This is a genomic window from Paramesorhizobium salinisoli (genome assembly GCF_003335045.1).
Taxonomy (GTDB): Bacteria; Pseudomonadota; Alphaproteobacteria; order Rhizobiales; family Rhizobiaceae; genus Paramesorhizobium; species Paramesorhizobium salinisoli.
Genome location: NZ_QOZG01000001.1, coordinates 140857 through 156001 on the forward strand (window position 1 = coordinate 140857; position 15145 = coordinate 156001).

At 62.4% G+C, this 15145-nt stretch carries 15 protein-coding genes and 1 pseudogene; 8 read left to right on the forward strand and 8 right to left on the reverse strand.

Annotated elements, in window-relative coordinates:
• Positions 1-2: 2 nt before the first annotated feature.
• The gene (locus DUT91_RS00640; RefSeq protein WP_114438453.1) at positions 3-932 is read left to right on the forward strand and encodes a lipid A biosynthesis lauroyl acyltransferase; all 930 of its coding nucleotides are present in this window, start codon (positions 3-5) and stop codon (positions 930-932) included.
• A gap of 9 nt (positions 933-941) precedes the next feature.
• On the opposite strand, the gene DUT91_RS00645 is transcribed toward DUT91_RS00640, so the two are convergent.
• On the reverse strand, positions 942-1373 hold the full coding sequence (locus DUT91_RS00645; protein WP_114438959.1) for a L,D-transpeptidase: 432 nt from the start codon (positions 1371-1373) through the stop codon (positions 942-944).
• 259 nt (positions 1374-1632) lie between these two features.
• On the opposite strand from DUT91_RS00645, the gene DUT91_RS00650 reads away from it, so the two are divergent.
• From DUT91_RS00650 to DUT91_RS00670, 4 genes are all read left to right on the forward strand, one after another.
• Positions 1633-3135, forward strand: a complete 1503-nt coding sequence (locus tag DUT91_RS00650; protein ID WP_425373727.1) for an ABC transporter substrate-binding protein — start codon at positions 1633-1635, stop codon at positions 3133-3135.
• Between the two features lie 241 nt (positions 3136-3376).
• Complete coding sequence (locus DUT91_RS00660; RefSeq protein ID WP_114438454.1) at positions 3377-4324, forward strand: ABC transporter permease; 948 nt, start codon at positions 3377-3379, stop codon at positions 4322-4324.
• The gene (locus DUT91_RS00665) at positions 4321-5151 is read left to right on the forward strand and encodes an ABC transporter permease (protein WP_114438455.1); all 831 of its coding nucleotides are present in this window, start codon (positions 4321-4323) and stop codon (positions 5149-5151) included. The genes DUT91_RS00660 and DUT91_RS00665 overlap by 4 nt, the downstream gene beginning before the upstream one ends.
• A complete protein-coding gene (locus tag DUT91_RS00670; protein ID WP_114438456.1) occupies positions 5151-6773 on the forward strand; it encodes an ABC transporter ATP-binding protein in 1623 nt (540 codons plus the stop codon). The genes DUT91_RS00665 and DUT91_RS00670 overlap by 1 nt, the downstream gene beginning before the upstream one ends.
• On the opposite strand, the gene cbiB is transcribed toward DUT91_RS00670, so the two are convergent.
• From cbiB to cobA, 4 genes are read right to left on the reverse strand one after another with little or no spacing between them, the layout of a single operon-like run.
• A complete protein-coding gene (cbiB, locus tag DUT91_RS00675; RefSeq protein ID WP_114438457.1) occupies positions 6770-7750 on the reverse strand; it encodes an adenosylcobinamide-phosphate synthase CbiB in 981 nt (326 codons plus the stop codon). The genes DUT91_RS00670 and cbiB overlap by 4 nt on opposite strands.
• Positions 7751-7780: 30 nt before the next feature.
• Positions 7781-8809 (reverse strand): threonine-phosphate decarboxylase CobD, encoded by a 1029-nt coding sequence (gene cobD / locus DUT91_RS00680; RefSeq protein WP_114438458.1) that lies wholly within the window; start codon positions 8807-8809, stop codon positions 7781-7783.
• Positions 8806-10113, reverse strand: a complete 1308-nt coding sequence (locus DUT91_RS00685; RefSeq protein WP_114438459.1) for a cobyrinic acid a,c-diamide synthase CobB — start codon at positions 10111-10113, stop codon at positions 8806-8808. Before DUT91_RS00685 ends, cobD begins: the two co-directional genes overlap by 4 nt.
• 9 nt (positions 10114-10122) lie before the next feature.
• Positions 10123-10971 (reverse strand): uroporphyrinogen-III C-methyltransferase, encoded by an 849-nt coding sequence (gene cobA / locus DUT91_RS00690; RefSeq protein ID WP_200834861.1) that lies wholly within the window; start codon positions 10969-10971, stop codon positions 10123-10125.
• Between the two features lie 74 nt (positions 10972-11045).
• Between cobA and DUT91_RS00695 the strand changes: the two genes are divergently transcribed.
• Positions 11046-12167 carry a cobalt-precorrin-5B (C(1))-methyltransferase gene (locus tag DUT91_RS00695; RefSeq protein WP_114438461.1) on the forward strand — a complete coding sequence of 374 codons (1122 nt, stop codon included), beginning with the start codon at positions 11046-11048 and terminating at the stop codon, positions 12165-12167.
• A 189-nt stretch (positions 12168-12356) separates the two neighbouring features.
• Positions 12357-13100: a cobalt-precorrin-6A reductase gene (locus tag DUT91_RS00705; RefSeq protein WP_114438462.1), complete on the forward strand. Its 744-nt coding sequence runs from the start codon at positions 12357-12359 to the stop codon at positions 13098-13100.
• 7 nt (positions 13101-13107) lie between these two features.
• Here DUT91_RS00705 and cobM read toward each other — a convergent pair whose 3' ends face one another.
• Both cobM and DUT91_RS00715 read right to left on the reverse strand, forming a co-directional pair.
• Complete coding sequence (gene cobM, locus DUT91_RS00710) at positions 13108-13863, reverse strand: precorrin-4 C(11)-methyltransferase (RefSeq protein WP_114438463.1); 756 nt, start codon at positions 13861-13863, stop codon at positions 13108-13110.
• A 13-nt stretch (positions 13864-13876) separates the two neighbouring features.
• Positions 13877-14299 (reverse strand): cobalamin biosynthesis protein, encoded by a 423-nt coding sequence (locus DUT91_RS00715; protein ID WP_114438464.1) that lies wholly within the window; start codon positions 14297-14299, stop codon positions 13877-13879.
• A 225-nt stretch (positions 14300-14524) separates the two neighbouring features.
• On the opposite strand from DUT91_RS00715, the gene DUT91_RS26095 reads away from it, so the two are divergent.
• Positions 14525-14695, forward strand: a complete 171-nt coding sequence (locus DUT91_RS26095) for a hypothetical protein (RefSeq protein WP_200834862.1) — start codon at positions 14525-14527, stop codon at positions 14693-14695.
• 21 nt (positions 14696-14716) lie between these two features.
• Here DUT91_RS26095 and DUT91_RS00720 read toward each other — a convergent pair.
• Positions 14717-15144, reverse strand: a pseudogene (locus DUT91_RS00720) (EamA family transporter).
• Between the last annotated feature and the right edge of the window lies 1 nt (position 15145).

Genomic DNA, 15145 nt, shown 5'->3' on the forward strand with positions numbered 1-15145 from the left:
TATTGATGTTCAAGATCAAATTTGCTGTCTGGCGCTATTGGCAGAAGCTGCGTCGCGCCAATTATTGGCTTTGGGCACAGGCGGTTTTTCTCGTCCTCTGGCTCCTGCGCCGCTTGCCTGCCCGCAGCGCCATCGAGTTCACGGCCAAGGCAGGCCGGCTCATCGGCCCCTACACGCCGCGCCATCGCGTCGCCATCGCCAATCTGCGCAGCGCCTATCCCGAAAAGCCCACCACCGAGATCGAGAAGATCGCGGGCGATATGTGGGATGGCATGGCGCGGCTTTTCGCCGAGTATATCTTTCTCGACGCCGTTTTCGATTATGATCCTGATGCGACCGAGCCGGGACTGGTCGAGGTCCAGGGCGTTGAAATATTCGAGCGGCTGCGCAACGAAAAGAAGCCTCATATCTTCTTCACCGCCCATACCGGCAATTTCGAGCTCCTGCCGATCTGCGCCGCGACCTTCGGATTGAACGTCACCGCCCTCTTCCGCCCGCCGAACAACCCGTTCATCGCACAGCACGTGCTGCAGGCCCGGCGCACCAATATGGGGCATCTCGTGCCCTCCAAGGCCGGCGCGGCATGGTCCCTCGCCCATGTCCTCGGCGAAAGCGGCAATGTCGGCATGCTGGTCGACCAGAAATTCCGCCGCGGCGTGCCCTCGACCTTCTTCGGACGTCCGGTGAAGACCAATCCGCTTCTCGCCAAGCTCGCCCGGCAATTTGATTGCGACGTCTACCCCGCCCGCTGCATTCGCCTGCCGAACGGACGCTACAGGCTCGAGCTCAATGAGCGCATCGAACTGCCGCGCGACGACAAGGGCCAGGTTGACATCAACGCCACCGCCCAGCTTCTCAATGACACGGTGGAAGCGTGGGTACGCCAACATCCCGGCCAGTGGATGTGGTTCCACAAGCGCTGGGGTAATTGACGCTCCCGCTCAATACTGGACGATGATCCGTGTATTCTTCCGCCCTGCCTTTTCGACCATGTCGTAAAACTTGGCTGCATTGGCAGGCTTGAGCCGCACGCAGCCATGCGAGGCGGGTCGTCCAAGGCTCTTGACCGCATTGCTGGCATGGATCGCGTAGCCGGCGTGGAAAAAGACCGAATGCGGCATCGGCGTGTTGTCATAGGTCTTCGAATGCCACAGGCGGTACATCCGTGTTGGACGGTATCTCCCGACGGGAGTCTCATATCCCTCGCGACCCGTCGAGACGCGCCAATTATAGAGCACCTTTCCGCCCTTCGACACCGTCATCGTCTGATCGCTGATGCTCACTTCCGCGACAAGCTTGGACGCAAAACTATCCACAGCCGAAAAAAGACAAACACCCAACGCGAGGGCAAAAACCAGAAACAATCTTTTCATATGCTCACCCATAAGCCCATTACATTTCAGCATAGTGGTCAAGAATAATGAAAATGATCTAAATCAATATTGGAGAATTTATTCATCAAGTCTCAGTAAAAACTTACATATACCTGAATGATACTATAATTCTTTCAAAGAACACTCCACGGGACCACAGCTCCTTCTCCTACGGTTCCCGTGTAACCCTATCTCCAATTCCGGCATTGAGCCCCTGTTTCCCCTGGTGTAAGTGTGCGGGAAATCATGGGGAACAGGCATGATCTTCAGGACATCCAGCATATCGGCCCCGAAATTTGCGCTCGTCGCGCTGGCAGCGCTATTCCTGTCATGCATGAGCGCCGCTGCCACACGATCCGATCTCACATTGGGAATGGTGCTTGAACCGTCGCATCTCGACCCGACCGCCGGCGCCGCAGCGGCCATCGACGAGATCGTCTATGCCAATATTTTCGAGGGGCTGACCCGCATTGGCCCAAACGGCGAGACGGAGCCGGCGCTGGCGGCAAGCTGGGAGATTTCGACCGACCAGAGATCCTATGTCTTCCACCTGCATAAGGGCGTGAAGTTCCATGATGGCACGGCCTTCGACGCGGGCGACGTGAAATTCTCGCTCGACCGCGCCCGCGCAGCCGATTCCACCAATGCCCAGAAGGGCCTCTTCGCCGCCATCGATCAGGTCGAAGTGATCGACCCCGCCACCGTGAAGGTGACGCTGAAATATCCCTCCGGCGATTTCCTCTACAATATGGGCTGGGGCGACGCGGTGATCGTGGCGCCGGAAAGCGCCGCCGCAAACAAGGAAAAGCCTGTCGGCACCGGCCCGTTCAAATTCCGGAACTGGGCCAAGGGATCGCAGATCGTTCTCGTCGGAAACCCTGACTATTGGGGCGAGAAACCTGCGCTCGACAAGGCCACTTTCCGCTTTATCCCCGATCCCGCCGCCGCGACCGCCGCCCTTCTGGCCGGCGACGTACAGGCATTCCCCTCCTTCCCCGCGCCGGAAGCCGTGCCACAGTTCCAGGCGGATCCCCGCTTTCAGGTGGTGATCGGCACGACCGAGGGGGAAACCATCCTCGCCGAGAACAATGCGCGTCCGCCCTTCGACAATCCAAAAGTGCGCGAGGCCATCGCCCATGCAATCGACCGCAAGGCTGTCATAGACGGGGCGATGTTCGGCTTCGGCACGCCCATCGGCTCGTTCTTCCCGCCGCACCACCCGGCCTATGTGGATCTGACCGGCGAGCGGAAATATGATCCGGAACTGGCCAGGAAACTGCTTGCTGAGGCCGGCTTTCCCAAGGGCTTCAGGACAACGCTGAAACTGCCGCCGCCGACCTATGCGCGGCGCGGCGGCGAGATCGTCGCGGCCCAATTGCGCGCCGTCGGCATCGAGGCGCAGATCATTCCCGTCGAATGGGCGCAATGGCTGGACCAGGTCTTCAAGGGAAGAGACTACGACCTCACCATCGTCTCCCATACCGAGCCGAACGATCTCGATATCTTTGCGCGTGACGATTATTATTTCAATTACCACAACCCGGCCTTCAAGGCGCTGATTGCCCAGATCGCCGCAACGACGGATGACGAAAAGCGCAACGCGCTCTACCGGCGTGCGCAGCAGATCCTGTCCGACGACGCGCCAGTCGCCTTCCTCATGCAATTTCCCAAGCTCGGCATCTGGGATGCAAAGCTCCAGGGCCTGTGGAAGAACTATCCGATACAGGCGAACGATCTGACGGCTGCGAAGTGGGCGGATTGAGCGTATTTCAATCCCTGGCGGGACAGCGCGCCCCTCTGCCCTGCCGCGCATCTCCCCCGCAAGGGGGGAGATCGGCTGATACAACTGATGCCCCTCACTCTTCAACGTGGATGATTGATACCAGCATCGATGAAAACGCAATCTCCCCCCTTGCGGGGGAGATGGCTGGCAAGCCAGAGGAGGGCGCTTTCCCGCCGGCGTTTCTATTCAACAATAAGAGTTTTAAGGCCGGAGGCGCGTCATGCTCTCCTATCTCCTGAAACGCCTCGCCATCGGCCTCGTCACCCTTTTCGTCGCATCTCTGGTCGTCTTTGCGGTTCTGGAGGTGGTACCGGGCGACCCGGCGCGGCTTATGCTCGGCATGGGCGCCAGCGAGGATGCGATTGCCGCGCTGCGCGACCAGATGGGCCTGAACCAGCCCCTTGCCCTGCGCTATCTCTCCTGGGCCGGGCACATGCTCATCGGCGATTTCGGGCGCTCCTATACCTATGGGGTGCCTGTGCGGGAGCTGATCGCCGAACGCATCGCCGTCTCGCTACCACTGGCGGTCATGGCGCTCCTCCTTTCCATGGCGGTTGCCATTCCCGTCGGCCTCTTTTCAGCCGCCCGGCGCGGCCGCGCTTCCGACATGGCGGTCATGGGCGTCACGCAGCTTGGCGTCGCCATACCCAATTTCTGGTTCGCCCTGCTGCTCGTCTATGTCTTCGCCGTTACGCTGCGTCTCGTCCCGGCCGGCGGTTTTCCCGGCTGGAGCGCCGGGCCCGGTCCCGCATTTCAAGCGCTGATCCTTCCGGCCCTGGCGCTCGCCCTGCCGCAGGCGGCGATCCTCGCCCGCGTCACGCGTTCCGCGCTGATCGAAACGCTCTCGGAGGATTATATCCGCACCGCCCGCGCCAAGGGGCTGACGCGTTCCGCCGTGCTCTATCGCCATGCGCTGCGCAACGCCATGATTCCCGTCCTCACCATCCTCGGCCTGCAATTCGCCTTTCTCCTGGCCGGCACGATCATCATCGAGAATGTCTTCTACCTCCCGGGGCTCGGCAGGCTGGTCTTCCAGGCCATCACCCAGCGCGACCTCATCGTCGTCGAGGGGCTGGTCATGCTCCTTGTCGCAACCATCATCCTCGTCAATCTGGTCGTCGATCTCCTCTATGCCGCCGTCGATCCCCGCTTGCGGAGCCCGCGATGACCATCGGCCAGGCGCTGCGCAACCCGTCCTTCGCCGCAGGGCTGGCTATCACCTTGGCGGTCGCCGCCACGGCGCTCCTCTCCTTCGCCTGGACGCCCTATGACGCCTCGGCAATGGATATCGCGGCCAAGCTGCAGGCGCCCTCCGCCGTCCATTGGCTCGGCACCGATCATTTCGGTCGCGACATCCTGTCCATGATCATGGTCGGCAGCCGCAATTCCATCGCCGTGGCGCTGGTTGCGGTCGGCATAGGAGCGGGGCTCGGCATCCCGCTCGGCCTTGCCGCCGCCGCGCGCGGCGGCTGGCTCGATGAGACACTGATGCGCCTCAACGATCTCGTCTTCGCCTTTCCAGCACTCTTGTCGGCCATCATGATCACCGCCATATTCGGCCCCGGCGTATTCAACGCGATCGTCGCAATCGGCATATTCAACATTCCGGTCTTTGCCCGCGTCGCGCGTGGGGCAGCGCTCTCGCTCCTGCGGCGCGAGTTCATCCTCGCCGCGCGCGCCGCCGGCAAGAGCCGCAGCCGCATTGCCGTCGAGCATGTGCTGCCCAATATCGCCAATCTTCTGATCGTCCAGGCGACGATCCAGTTCTCACTCGGCATATTGGCGGAAGCAGGCCTTTCTTATCTGGGCCTGGGCAGCCAGCCGCCCATGCCCAGTTGGGGTCGCATGCTGTTCGAGGCACAGACCATGATCGGCTTTGCCCCGCATATGGCGCTGTTTCCCGGCCTCGCCATCGTCGTCACCGTCCTTGGCCTCAACCTTCTCGGCGACGGCCTGCGCGACGTGCTCGATCCCAGACTCCAGGAGCAACGCTGATGGCCCTCCTGGAGATCGAACGCCTCTCTGTTTCCATCGGCGCGACATCCATCCTCAGGGATGTGGACATGACGCTCGACCGGGGCATGGTGCACGCGCTGGTCGGCGAATCCGGCTCAGGCAAGACCATGACAGCGCTCGCCCTGATGCAGCTCCTGCCGCATGGCGCTGCGATGAATGGACATATCCGCCTTGCCGGAAAGGACATCGCCACCGCCAGCGAAAGCGAAATGTGCCGCCTGCGCGGCGCCGAGATCGGCATGGTATTCCAGGAGCCGATGACAGCGCTGAACCCGGTCAAGACCATCGGCGAGCAGGTCGCCGAAGGCATTCGCTGGCATACCGGGGCAAGCCGCGCCGAGGCGGAAGAACAGGCGCGCGCCATGCTCGACCGCGTCGGCCTGCCGCCTGCCCGGTTTCCGCTCGACCGCTATCCCCACCAACTCTCGGGCGGCCAGCGCCAGCGTGTGGTGATCGCCATCGCCTGCGCCCTGAAGCCAAGACTGCTCATCGCCGACGAACCGACGACGGCGCTCGATGTTATTCTCCAGGCCCAGATCCTCGATCTCCTGAAAAGCCTCGTGGCTGAAAACGACATGGGCCTCCTGCTTATCTCGCACGATCTCGCCGTCGTTGCCGATATGGCGGACCGCATCACCATCCTGCGCCGGGGAGAAGTGGTGGAGAGCGGCGAGACTGTCCGCGTTCTCTCCGCCCCCGCCGATCCCTACACCCGCAGGTTTACCCAAGCGTCGCTCCACATGCCGGATCGGCCCGCGCCGAAAGCAGCCTCCGGCACGCCGCTTCTGTCCGTCGGCAACCTGACGCGCGAATATCCGGGCAGCCGCATCGAACTTTTCAGCCGCGCTGTGCCGACACGAGCAGTCGACAATGTTTCATTCGAGATGGCCGAGGGCCAATCAATAGCGCTGGTCGGACGTTCCGGTTGCGGCAAGTCGACCTTGGCGCGCATGGTGCTGGCGCTGGACCGTCCGACATCGGGCGAAATCCGGCTCGACGGCCAGCGCATCGACAATCTGCCTGACGATGATGCGCTGCGCCAGGCGCGCCAGAAAATGCAGATCGTGTTTCAAGACCCCTATGGCTCGTTCGACCCGCGCCAGAAGGCCGAAACTCTGGTGGCTGAACCGCTCCATCTCCTCGACCGCAAGCCGACACCGGTCGAGCGGCGCGAACGCGTCGCCACGGTGCTGGAACGCGTCGGCCTCAGTCCCGATGACATGGACAAATATCCGCACCAGTTTTCCGGCGGCCAGCGCCAGCGCCTCGCCATCGCCCGCGCCATCATCACCGGGCCGAAGCTTGTCGTCGCCGACGAGCCGGTCTCCGCGCTCGACGTATCCATCCGCGCCCGCATCCTCGACCTCTTCGCCGATCTCACGGGGAAACTCGGGCTGGCATGGCTGTTCATCACCCATGATCTCAACGTTGCCCGCGCCATGGCCGAGCACGTCATCGTCATGGATGAGGGCCGGATCGTAGAACAGGGCCGGACCGACGATGTGCTGCAAAACCCGCAATCCGAGGCAGCGCGAGCACTGGTCGCCGCCTCACCGGATCTGCGCTTGATATTGTCGGGAAAGCTCAGGGAGCAGGGCTAAAGCAACAGCCCTATCAAGCCAAACACCAGGACAATCGCCGCAAGAAACGTCATGGAAAGCCAGAACAGCCTCAGCGCCGCCTCGATATCGACAGCGCCGAGATCGCGCTTGCCCCCGCCGTTGATCATCGGCTCGTTGACGATGTCGCCCGCATAAATGCGCGGACCGGCCAGCGCGACATCGAGCGCGCCTGCGTAAGCTGTCTCCGGCCAGCCCGCATTGGGCGAGCGATGCAGCCGCGCATCGCGCATCATCACGCCGAACGAGCGCATGCCCGCCGCATGGCCGAGATGCAGCCAGGCAGCCAGAACGGCCAGCCCCCCGGTCAGCCGCGCCGGTATCCAGTTCGCCGCATCGTCGAGCCTGGCGGCAAAACGGCCAAAATCGCGATAGCGCGGATTGAGATGGCCGATCATCGAATCCGCCGTGTTGAGAAGCTTGTAGGCGAATATCCCCGGCAGCCCCAGAAGCAGATACCAGAAGACCGGCGCGACCACGCCGTCGGAGCTGTTCTCCGCAAGGCTCTCGATCGCCGCACGGCTCACGCCCGCCTGATCCAGCGATTGTGGATCGCGCCCGACAATCATCGAGACGGCACGCCTGCCGCCCTCAAGCCCCTCATCCCTCAAGGCGACGGCCACGCGCGATACATGATCCGCAAGGCTCTTCTGCGCCAGGAAAACCGCAACCAAAGCGATCTCGACCAGCGCGCCGAACCAGGACATATGCCGGAGCAAACCGGAAAGCAGCAGGCCCGCGATGAAGACTGCCAGCAGCAAGAAAATCATCGCCAGCGCACCGTTCCTGCGTCGCTCCGCTGCCGTCAGGCGCGCATCATTGTAGCGGTCGTCGATGAAGGAGATTGCCTTGCCGAACAGGGTGACAGGGTGCGGAACCATGCGCCACAGTCGTTCGGGATCGCCCAAAAGCCGATCGGCGACAAGCGCCAGAAACAGGACAAGAAGCTTTATTTCCATTGGCTTGACCGGGAAAAATGAATCAATATCTCAGCGGTGCACATCTGTTAGAGCCTGCTCCAGACGTTCGAACCCCGCCTCGTTGCCGGCAAGGCCGATGCGTAGCCAGTCAGGCGCATAGTCGAATTTCCGCACCAGTATGCGCCGCCTGCAAAGTTGCTCGTGAAGCCCATGCGCCTCGGGGTGGCGGACAAGCGCAAACAGCGCCGTCCCGCCGATCTCCTCCATGCCTGTCCGCTTGAATATCGCCGACAATGCGGCGCGGCGGGCAAAAATACGCTTGCGAAACCCATCCAGAACCGGACCTGTCATCCCGGGGCTTGACCCGAGGAAGGCATGGCTGGCAATGGCCAGTGCCGGCCCCGAAACCGCCCAGGGACCGAGCCGTTTCGCCAGTTCTTGCGCAATTCCGGCACCGGAAATCGCAAAACCCAAGCGCAAACCTGCAAGTCCGAAGAACTTTCCGAAGGATTTCAGGACAATCAGATTGTCGCCACCGGCTTGCGCAGCGATGCTCGTTTCCGGACTTGTATCGGCGAAAGCCTCATCGACGACCAGAAAGCCGCCACGTCTCTGAAGGCGTTCCGCCAGCGCCAAAAGTTCGTCGCCGGGCACGATCCGGCCATCGGGATTATTCGGATTGACCACCACGGCTGCCTTCGCGGTTGCCGGGATGGACCCGACGTCAGGACAAGGCATGACAGCCCATCCCGCCCGCGCGAAGGCGGCCTGATGTTCCTGATAGGTCGGGGAAAGCACGGCGACCTCGCCCGGCTCAACCAGTTCCGGCACGATCTGGATCAACGCCTGCGTACCCGGCGCCGCGACGATACCGGCACCATCCGAAACACCATAATAGCCGCGCGCCGCTACTAGCGCTTGGCCCAGAAGCGCCTCATCCGGCAATCTGTTCCAGACCTCAGGGGCAATCTCCGGTAACGGAAAAGCCTCCGGATTGATGCCGGTGGAAAGATCGAGCCAATCGCCCCGCGCCCCACCGAAGCGTGCAACGGCACGGTCGAGTGCCCCCCCATGCTCAATAAGGCCATGCTCGATCATGTGCCGTCCCCGGCAATATCGATCAGATGCATGAAAGACCCGGCCACCGACCCGACGTGCAAGCCGGCTTTGCCCAGATCCGTATCGGCCGCGTCAGTAACGTCAAAAAGCCTGTCTGCAACCCCTTCCCTGACGATACTCGCATAGTGGAACTCATGGGCTCGCAGAGGCATGTTCCAGAACGATCCGGCAAGCGGCGTCAGTTTGCGGTAGCCCAGATGCAGCTTGCGCTTGGCAAAGCTCGTTTCAACAGGCAGGAGACCGAGCATTTCATGTCGTCGCCCTTCCGCATCCACGATCGCCTCGCCCAGCACCATATAGCCGCCGCACTCGCCGTAAATGACGGTGCCCTTTGCCGCCGCCTGCCGCATGCCATCCCGGAACGTCGATGCCGAAGCAATACGCCCGCCATGCAACTCGGGATAGCCGCCCGGCAGGTAAATGGCGTCAGCCTGCGGGTCTGGCGCTTCATCGGCAAGCGGCGAAAAAAAACTTAACGCCGCGCCTCGCCGGCGCCAGCCGTCTAGAATGTGGGCGTAGGAGAATGCGAAAGCATCGTCGCGCGCAACCGCGATATGCTGTCCAAGCGGCGGAAGGCGGGGCACATTGGCGGCGGCCGCACCGGTCTGAGCCTGGCGCCCGATCTCCTCGAAATGCGTGAGATCCAGTCTTTCGGCCATGACACGGCCTGCATGCATCATAAATGCTTCGAGATCGCCATGCTCGCCCGCCTGGACCAGACCCAGATGGCGTTCTGGCAGGTGCAGAGCCTCATCGCGCGGGACAACGCCCAGAACCGGAATGCCAAGCGGCTCCAGCGCCGCGCGCAGCATCGCCTCATGCCTGGCGCTGCCGACCCGGTTCAGCACCAGCCCGGCAATGAACACATTGCGGCGGAAATCGCGAAACCCGCTGACGAGTGCTGCCACCGACTGCGATTGTCGGCTGCAATCCACCACCAATATGACGGGCAGGCCGAGATGGACGGCAAGGTCGGCGGCCGAGCCGGTTCCGTCGATAGCGCCATCGAACAGGCCCATCATGGCCTCGACGACGAGAAGCTTGCCGCCTTCCGTCATGCGGGACGTAAGCGCGCTGATCAGTTCCGGACGCATCGCCCAGGGATCGAGGTTGAAGCATTGCGCCCCGCTCGCCGCTGCATGAAAAGCGGGATCGATATAATCGGGTCCGGCTTTGGCGGGCGCGAGTGCAACGCCCTTCTCCTTGAGCGCGCGCAACAGGCCGAGCGCCACCGTCGTCTTGCCCGAACCCGAAGAGGGAGCGGCGATCAGAAATCCCTTCATATGGATGGTTTACCCCGTTTCATTGCCGTGACGATTCTTCAATGGATCGGCAACGAGCATACGTCCCTCGGCTGCGCCCATCCAGTCGAGCGCTTCGCGAAGCCGCACGACCTCACCGACGACGACAATGGCGGGCGGCACGAGACCTGCCGCTTCCGCATCCATCTCGGCCTGGCCCAGCGTCGTCACGAGAACCCGCTGTTCGGCCGTGGTCGCGTTGCAGATGAAAGCCACCGGCTCGTCCGGCGAGCGTCCGGCGGCAATCAACCGTCCTGCGATAAGGGCAATGTGCTTCATCGCCATGTACATGACGATGACGGGCGATCCCCTGGCGATGGCCGCCCAGTCCATCGTATCGGGTACGACACCGGTTGCATCATGCCCAGTGAGGAAGGTCACGCTTTGATTGATATCGCGATGCGTCGCCGGAATGCCCGCATAGGCAAGGCCGCCGATACCGGCCGTGACGCCGGGCACGATGCGGAAGGGAATGCCGTGCTCGACCAGCATCAGCGCCTCCTCGCCGCCGCGCCCGAAGACGAAGGGATCGCCACCCTTCAGCCGCAGGACGCGCTTGCCCTCACGCGCCAGTTCCACCAGCCTCAGCGAGATGTCGCGCTGCTTCGGCGAAGGCTTGCCGCCACGCTTGCCTGCATATTCAAGGGCAGCGCCCTCGCGCGCCAAGGCGAGGCATTCCGCATCGACCAGCGCGTCATAGACGATCACATCCGCCTGCTCGAGACCATTGACGGCATGAAGCGTCAACAGACCGGGATCGCCGGGCCCGGCGCCGACCAGCCAGACATGGCCCGGCTCGAAGACCGGCAAGGCCATCCGTCCGCTCCCCGTTGTGCTCATTTTCCGTCTCCTGCTAAGACCCATGGGAGTCAGTCAGTACTTACTTATCAATTCTCTTGCTCTATAAAGCCCCTATGAGCGACGAACCAGATGCCGGTGAAAGAAAAACAAGCCCGGGAGAACCCCGAAAGCCCCCCCTTAGGCGCGGCTGGACGACCGGCGCCTGCGCGACCGCGGCGACCAAGGCCGCGCTGACCGCGCTCATCACCGGAGAATTTCCCGATCCGGTCGGCATCATCCTCCCCAAGGGAGAAGTGCCGTTCTTCCCGCTGGCGCTCGAGGGCATCGGCGAGGGCTATGCCATGGCCGCTATCGTCAAGGATGCGGGCGACGATCCCGACGTGACCCATGGCGCGACGATCATCTCCACCGTCTTTCCTGCCAAGCCGGGAAGCGGCATCATCTTCGCCGCCGGCGAAGGCGTCGGCACCGTCACCCTTCCCGGGCTGCCCATCCCGCCCGGCGAGGCGGCGATCAATCCCGTACCTCGCGCCATGATGCGCGCCATCTGCGAGGAAATCTGCGCCGAATACGGCCTCCCCGCCGATCTGGTCATCACCATTTCCGTTCCCGGCGGTGAGGAAATCGCCAGGAAAACATGGAACCCGCGCCTGGGCATAAAAGGCGGAATTTCCATCCTCGGCACGACGGGCGTCGTCCATCCCTTTTCCTGCTCGGCATGGATCCACTCCATCCATAGCGGCATCGACGTCGCCCGCGCCGCAGGCCTCACCCATGTGCTCGGCGCCACCGGCTCCACCTCCGAGGATGCCGCCCAAAAGATCTACAATCTGCCGGAAATCGCGCTGCTCGACATGGGCGATTTCGCCGGCGGCCTGCTTAAATATCTCCGCGCCCATCCCATTGAAAAACTCACAATCGCCGGCGGCTTCGCCAAGCTGACCAAACTGGCGCAGGGCGCGCTCGACCTGCACTCCTCGCGCAGCCAGGTGGATATGGGTTTCCTCTGGGCGGAAGCTGAAAAGCTTGGCATACCCATGGAAATGAAGGAGCGGATTCTCTCCGCGAACACCGCGCTGGAAGTGCTTGAATTGACTCAAGGACTGGGCTTGGACCTCGCCCGCCCCATTGCCGAACGCGCCCGCACCGCCGCGCTCGATACCCTCAGGGGCGCGCCCGTCGCGGTGGAAGTCATCGTCACCGACCGCCAGGGGAATGTTCTTGCGCGGGTTTAGAGTAGCCCCCCCCTCTGGGCTGCCGCCCATCTCCCCCACAAGGGGGGAGATCAGCCGGCATCGATCAGGGAGATTTTTTCACCACCGTTGGCGATTGGCGGAAACGGCATTGATATCTGATCTCCCCCCTTGCGGGGGAGATGGGCGGCAGCCCAGAGGGGGGTGTCACGCTGCTGCCACGTATCAAAAGTGAACACCATCCTCATCCTTGGCGGCACCACGGAGGCAGCCGAACTCGCCAGACGATTGGCATCCCTGCCGCTCCGCGTCATCACCTCGCTCGCCGGTCGCACGCGTGATCCCGCGCGGCTCGATGGGGAGGTGCGCAGCGGCGGTTTTGGCGGTGCGGAAGGCCTCGCCCGATATATCGAGGCGGAAGACGTGACCGTCATCGTGGACGCGACCCATCCCTTCGCCACGCGGATTTCGCCCAACGCGGCAAAGGCCGCGGAACTGGCCGCGCGCCCCTTCGTCCGGCTCGAACGCCCGGCCTGGCGGAAGACTGAAGGCGATCACTGGCTCGAAGTCACCTCGCTGGAGGAAGCAGCCTCAGCCATCCCGCCGGACGCGCGTGTGCTCCTGGCGCTCGGCCGCCAGCATATTGCTGTTTTCAGCCAGCGGCCCGATGTCCATTTCGTCGTGCGCATGATCGATCCGCCTGAAGCAGCGCTCGAACTCTCATACGAACTGGTGCTCGCCCGGCCTGGCAACGCAGCCGAGGAAATCGCCTTTCTGCAAGATCGGCGCATCACCCATATCGTCTGCCGCAACTCCGGCGGCACTGCCTCATACGCCAAGCTCCACGCCGCACGCAGACTGCAAATCCCCGTCATCCTCATCGCCCGCCCGCCGCAATCTACGCCCAATGCCGTGGGCGATGTCGAAGCGGTTCTCGAATTCATCACGGCGCACACCGGCTTGCGCCTTGCCTGAAGCTCCGTCAGCCGCCGCGCAAGGCGTGGACATGATCCTTGTGATAAAGCGCCGAATCCCTGAAATTCTCAGGCGCCAGCCCGCGCCCGACGAAGATCATCGCAGTACGCGCCAGCTTCGCCTCTCTCACCTTCTCCGTGATGTCCGACAATGTTCCCCTGACGAACTGCTCATCCGGCCAGCCGACGCGATAGGCGACGATGACAGGGCAATCAGCGCCGTAAAGCGGCGTCAATTCGCCCTCGATATGCGCCAGATTACGAATCGATAGATGGATTACCAGCGTCGCACCCGAACGCCCGAGTGTCGCCAGATCCTCGCCCTCAGGCATCCCGGATGATTTCATCGACGTCCGTGTAAGGATCACCGTCTGGTTCAACTCGGGGATTGTCAGTTCCTGCTTCAGCGCGGCGGCGGCGGCGGCGAAGGCGGGAACGCCGGGCGTCACCTCATAGGGAATGCCCAACTGGTCGAGCCGCCGCATCTGCTCGGCGATGGCGCCATAGATCGACGGATCGCCCGAATGTACCCGCGCCACGTCATGGCCCAACCGGTGCGCCGCCTCCAGTTCAGCGATAATCTCGTCAAGCGTCAGCACCGACGTGTCGATCACCCGTGCCCCTCCAGGCGCGGATGCGACGACCTCTTTCGGCACCAGCGACCCGGCATAAAGGCAAACCGGGCAGCGCTCGATCAGCCGCAAGCCCCTGACAGTGATGAGATCGGGCGCGCCGGGACCGGCGCCGATGAAATGAACGGTCATCAAATTGCTCCTGCTAATCGGCTATTGCGATGGCGACCGTCACATGCTGCGAGCGCATTTTCGGCACGATCAGCCGCGCGTTCGGCCCTGCCCCGGCCAGCGCCGCGCTCTCGGCCACGCCATGACAGCCGACGGCGCGATAGACCGCTTCGGATGGATTGTGCAAGCGCGGCGTCTCCTCTTCCAGCCGTCTCGCATCGAAAAAGACGGCCTCCCGCCTGAAATGCTCCGTCAGCGCCCGAATGGCCGGCTCGGTCTTCTTTCTGTCCAGCGAGAAAATGCCTCCAAGCGCCTCCAGCGCAAAGCCTGAAACCTGCAGGGCCCGTTCCGCCAGCCCGATCGCCTCCGCAGCTTCCGCCCCGCGCTCGCAGCCGACGCCGAGTGCCACGAACGGCGCCGCTTTGCCGGAAGCTCTATCATATTCTCGTGAAGTCATCGAATTCTCCCCGCCATTTGGCGGCAATAGCGCCCGCCGGAACGGCCATGCAACCGGATTGGTCACTAAATATAGTTTCTGTTAATCTCCAAGTTGCGAATCGGTCGCTTGCGTACGTGTTCTAAGGAACTGCTTTGCAACTACTTCCTCCGCAATCGGCATAGAGGGGGTCTCTATTACTTTGCGGTTTGTCGATTTCAATCATTCTCCAAGGAGGAGATCACCATGAATCTCAACGCGCCCACGCAGCTCGTCTTCTTCATCAGCCTCGTCATTGCGATCATCTCGCTCATATCGTTCTTCGGAGCGCTCGCCTTCATTCCTGTCGCCGCCTTCTGGATTTTGGCGATCGCCTATGTGGTGCTCCTCGCCGGCTGCATGTTCAAGAACGTCTGACGAGCCTACAGCGTTCTCATTTCAAACCCTGATTGCGAGCAGCACCGCGCCGCTCGCAATCAGTAGAACGCCGAACCAGTTGATGGGCGACAGCTTTTCGCCAAGAAACATCACGCCGAAAATCGCAACAAGCACGATCGACAATTTGTCGATTGGCGCAACGCGTGCAGCATCGCCGATCTTCAGCGCACGGAAATAGGCAAGCCACGATCCGCCGGTCGCAAGACCCGACAGAACGAGAAAAAGCCAGGAACGGCCCGAAATATCGCCGGTCCTCTGCCATTGCCCGGAAAATGTCAGGAAAAGGCATAGGGCGGCGATGATGACGATCGTGCGGATCAGCGTCGCGAATCCGAATTGATGCCCTCGATGCCGATTTTAGCGAAGATGGCAGTCAGCGCCGCGAATGCAGCCGATAGCATCGCCCAGAACTGCCAGCTTTGCATCATC

What these genes read in the sequence shown, in the direction of transcription:
- DUT91_RS00645 (WP_114438959.1), bottom strand. Translation starts at nt 1,373, where the DNA reads ATGAAAAGATTGTTTCTGGTTTTTGCCCTCGCGTTGGGTGTTTGTCTT.
- DUT91_RS00650 (WP_425373727.1), top strand. Translation starts at nt 1,633, where the DNA reads ATGATCTTCAGGACATCCAGCATATCGGCCCCGAAATTTGCGCTCGTC.
- DUT91_RS00660 (WP_114438454.1), top strand. Translation starts at nt 3,377, where the DNA reads ATGCTCTCCTATCTCCTGAAACGCCTCGCCATCGGCCTCGTCACCCTT.
- DUT91_RS00665 (WP_114438455.1), top strand. Translation starts at nt 4,321, where the DNA reads ATGACCATCGGCCAGGCGCTGCGCAACCCGTCCTTCGCCGCAGGGCTG.
- DUT91_RS00670 (WP_114438456.1), top strand. Translation starts at nt 5,151, where the DNA reads ATGGCCCTCCTGGAGATCGAACGCCTCTCTGTTTCCATCGGCGCGACA.
- cbiB (WP_114438457.1), bottom strand. Translation starts at nt 7,750, where the DNA reads ATGGAAATAAAGCTTCTTGTCCTGTTTCTGGCGCTTGTCGCCGATCGG.
- cobD (WP_114438458.1), bottom strand. Translation starts at nt 8,809, where the DNA reads ATGATCGAGCATGGCCTTATTGAGCATGGGGGGGCACTCGACCGTGCC.
- DUT91_RS00685 (WP_114438459.1), bottom strand. Translation starts at nt 10,113, where the DNA reads ATGAAGGGATTTCTGATCGCCGCTCCCTCTTCGGGTTCGGGCAAGACG.
- cobA (WP_200834861.1), bottom strand. Translation starts at nt 10,971, where the DNA reads ATGAGCACAACGGGGAGCGGACGGATGGCCTTGCCGGTCTTCGAGCCG.
- DUT91_RS00695 (WP_114438461.1), top strand. Translation starts at nt 11,046, where the DNA reads ATGAGCGACGAACCAGATGCCGGTGAAAGAAAAACAAGCCCGGGAGAA.
- cobM (WP_114438463.1), bottom strand. Translation starts at nt 13,863, where the DNA reads ATGACCGTTCATTTCATCGGCGCCGGTCCCGGCGCGCCCGATCTCATC.
- DUT91_RS00715 (WP_114438464.1), bottom strand. Translation starts at nt 14,299, where the DNA reads ATGACTTCACGAGAATATGATAGAGCTTCCGGCAAAGCGGCGCCGTTC.
- DUT91_RS26095 (WP_200834862.1), top strand. Translation starts at nt 14,525, where the DNA reads ATGAATCTCAACGCGCCCACGCAGCTCGTCTTCTTCATCAGCCTCGTC.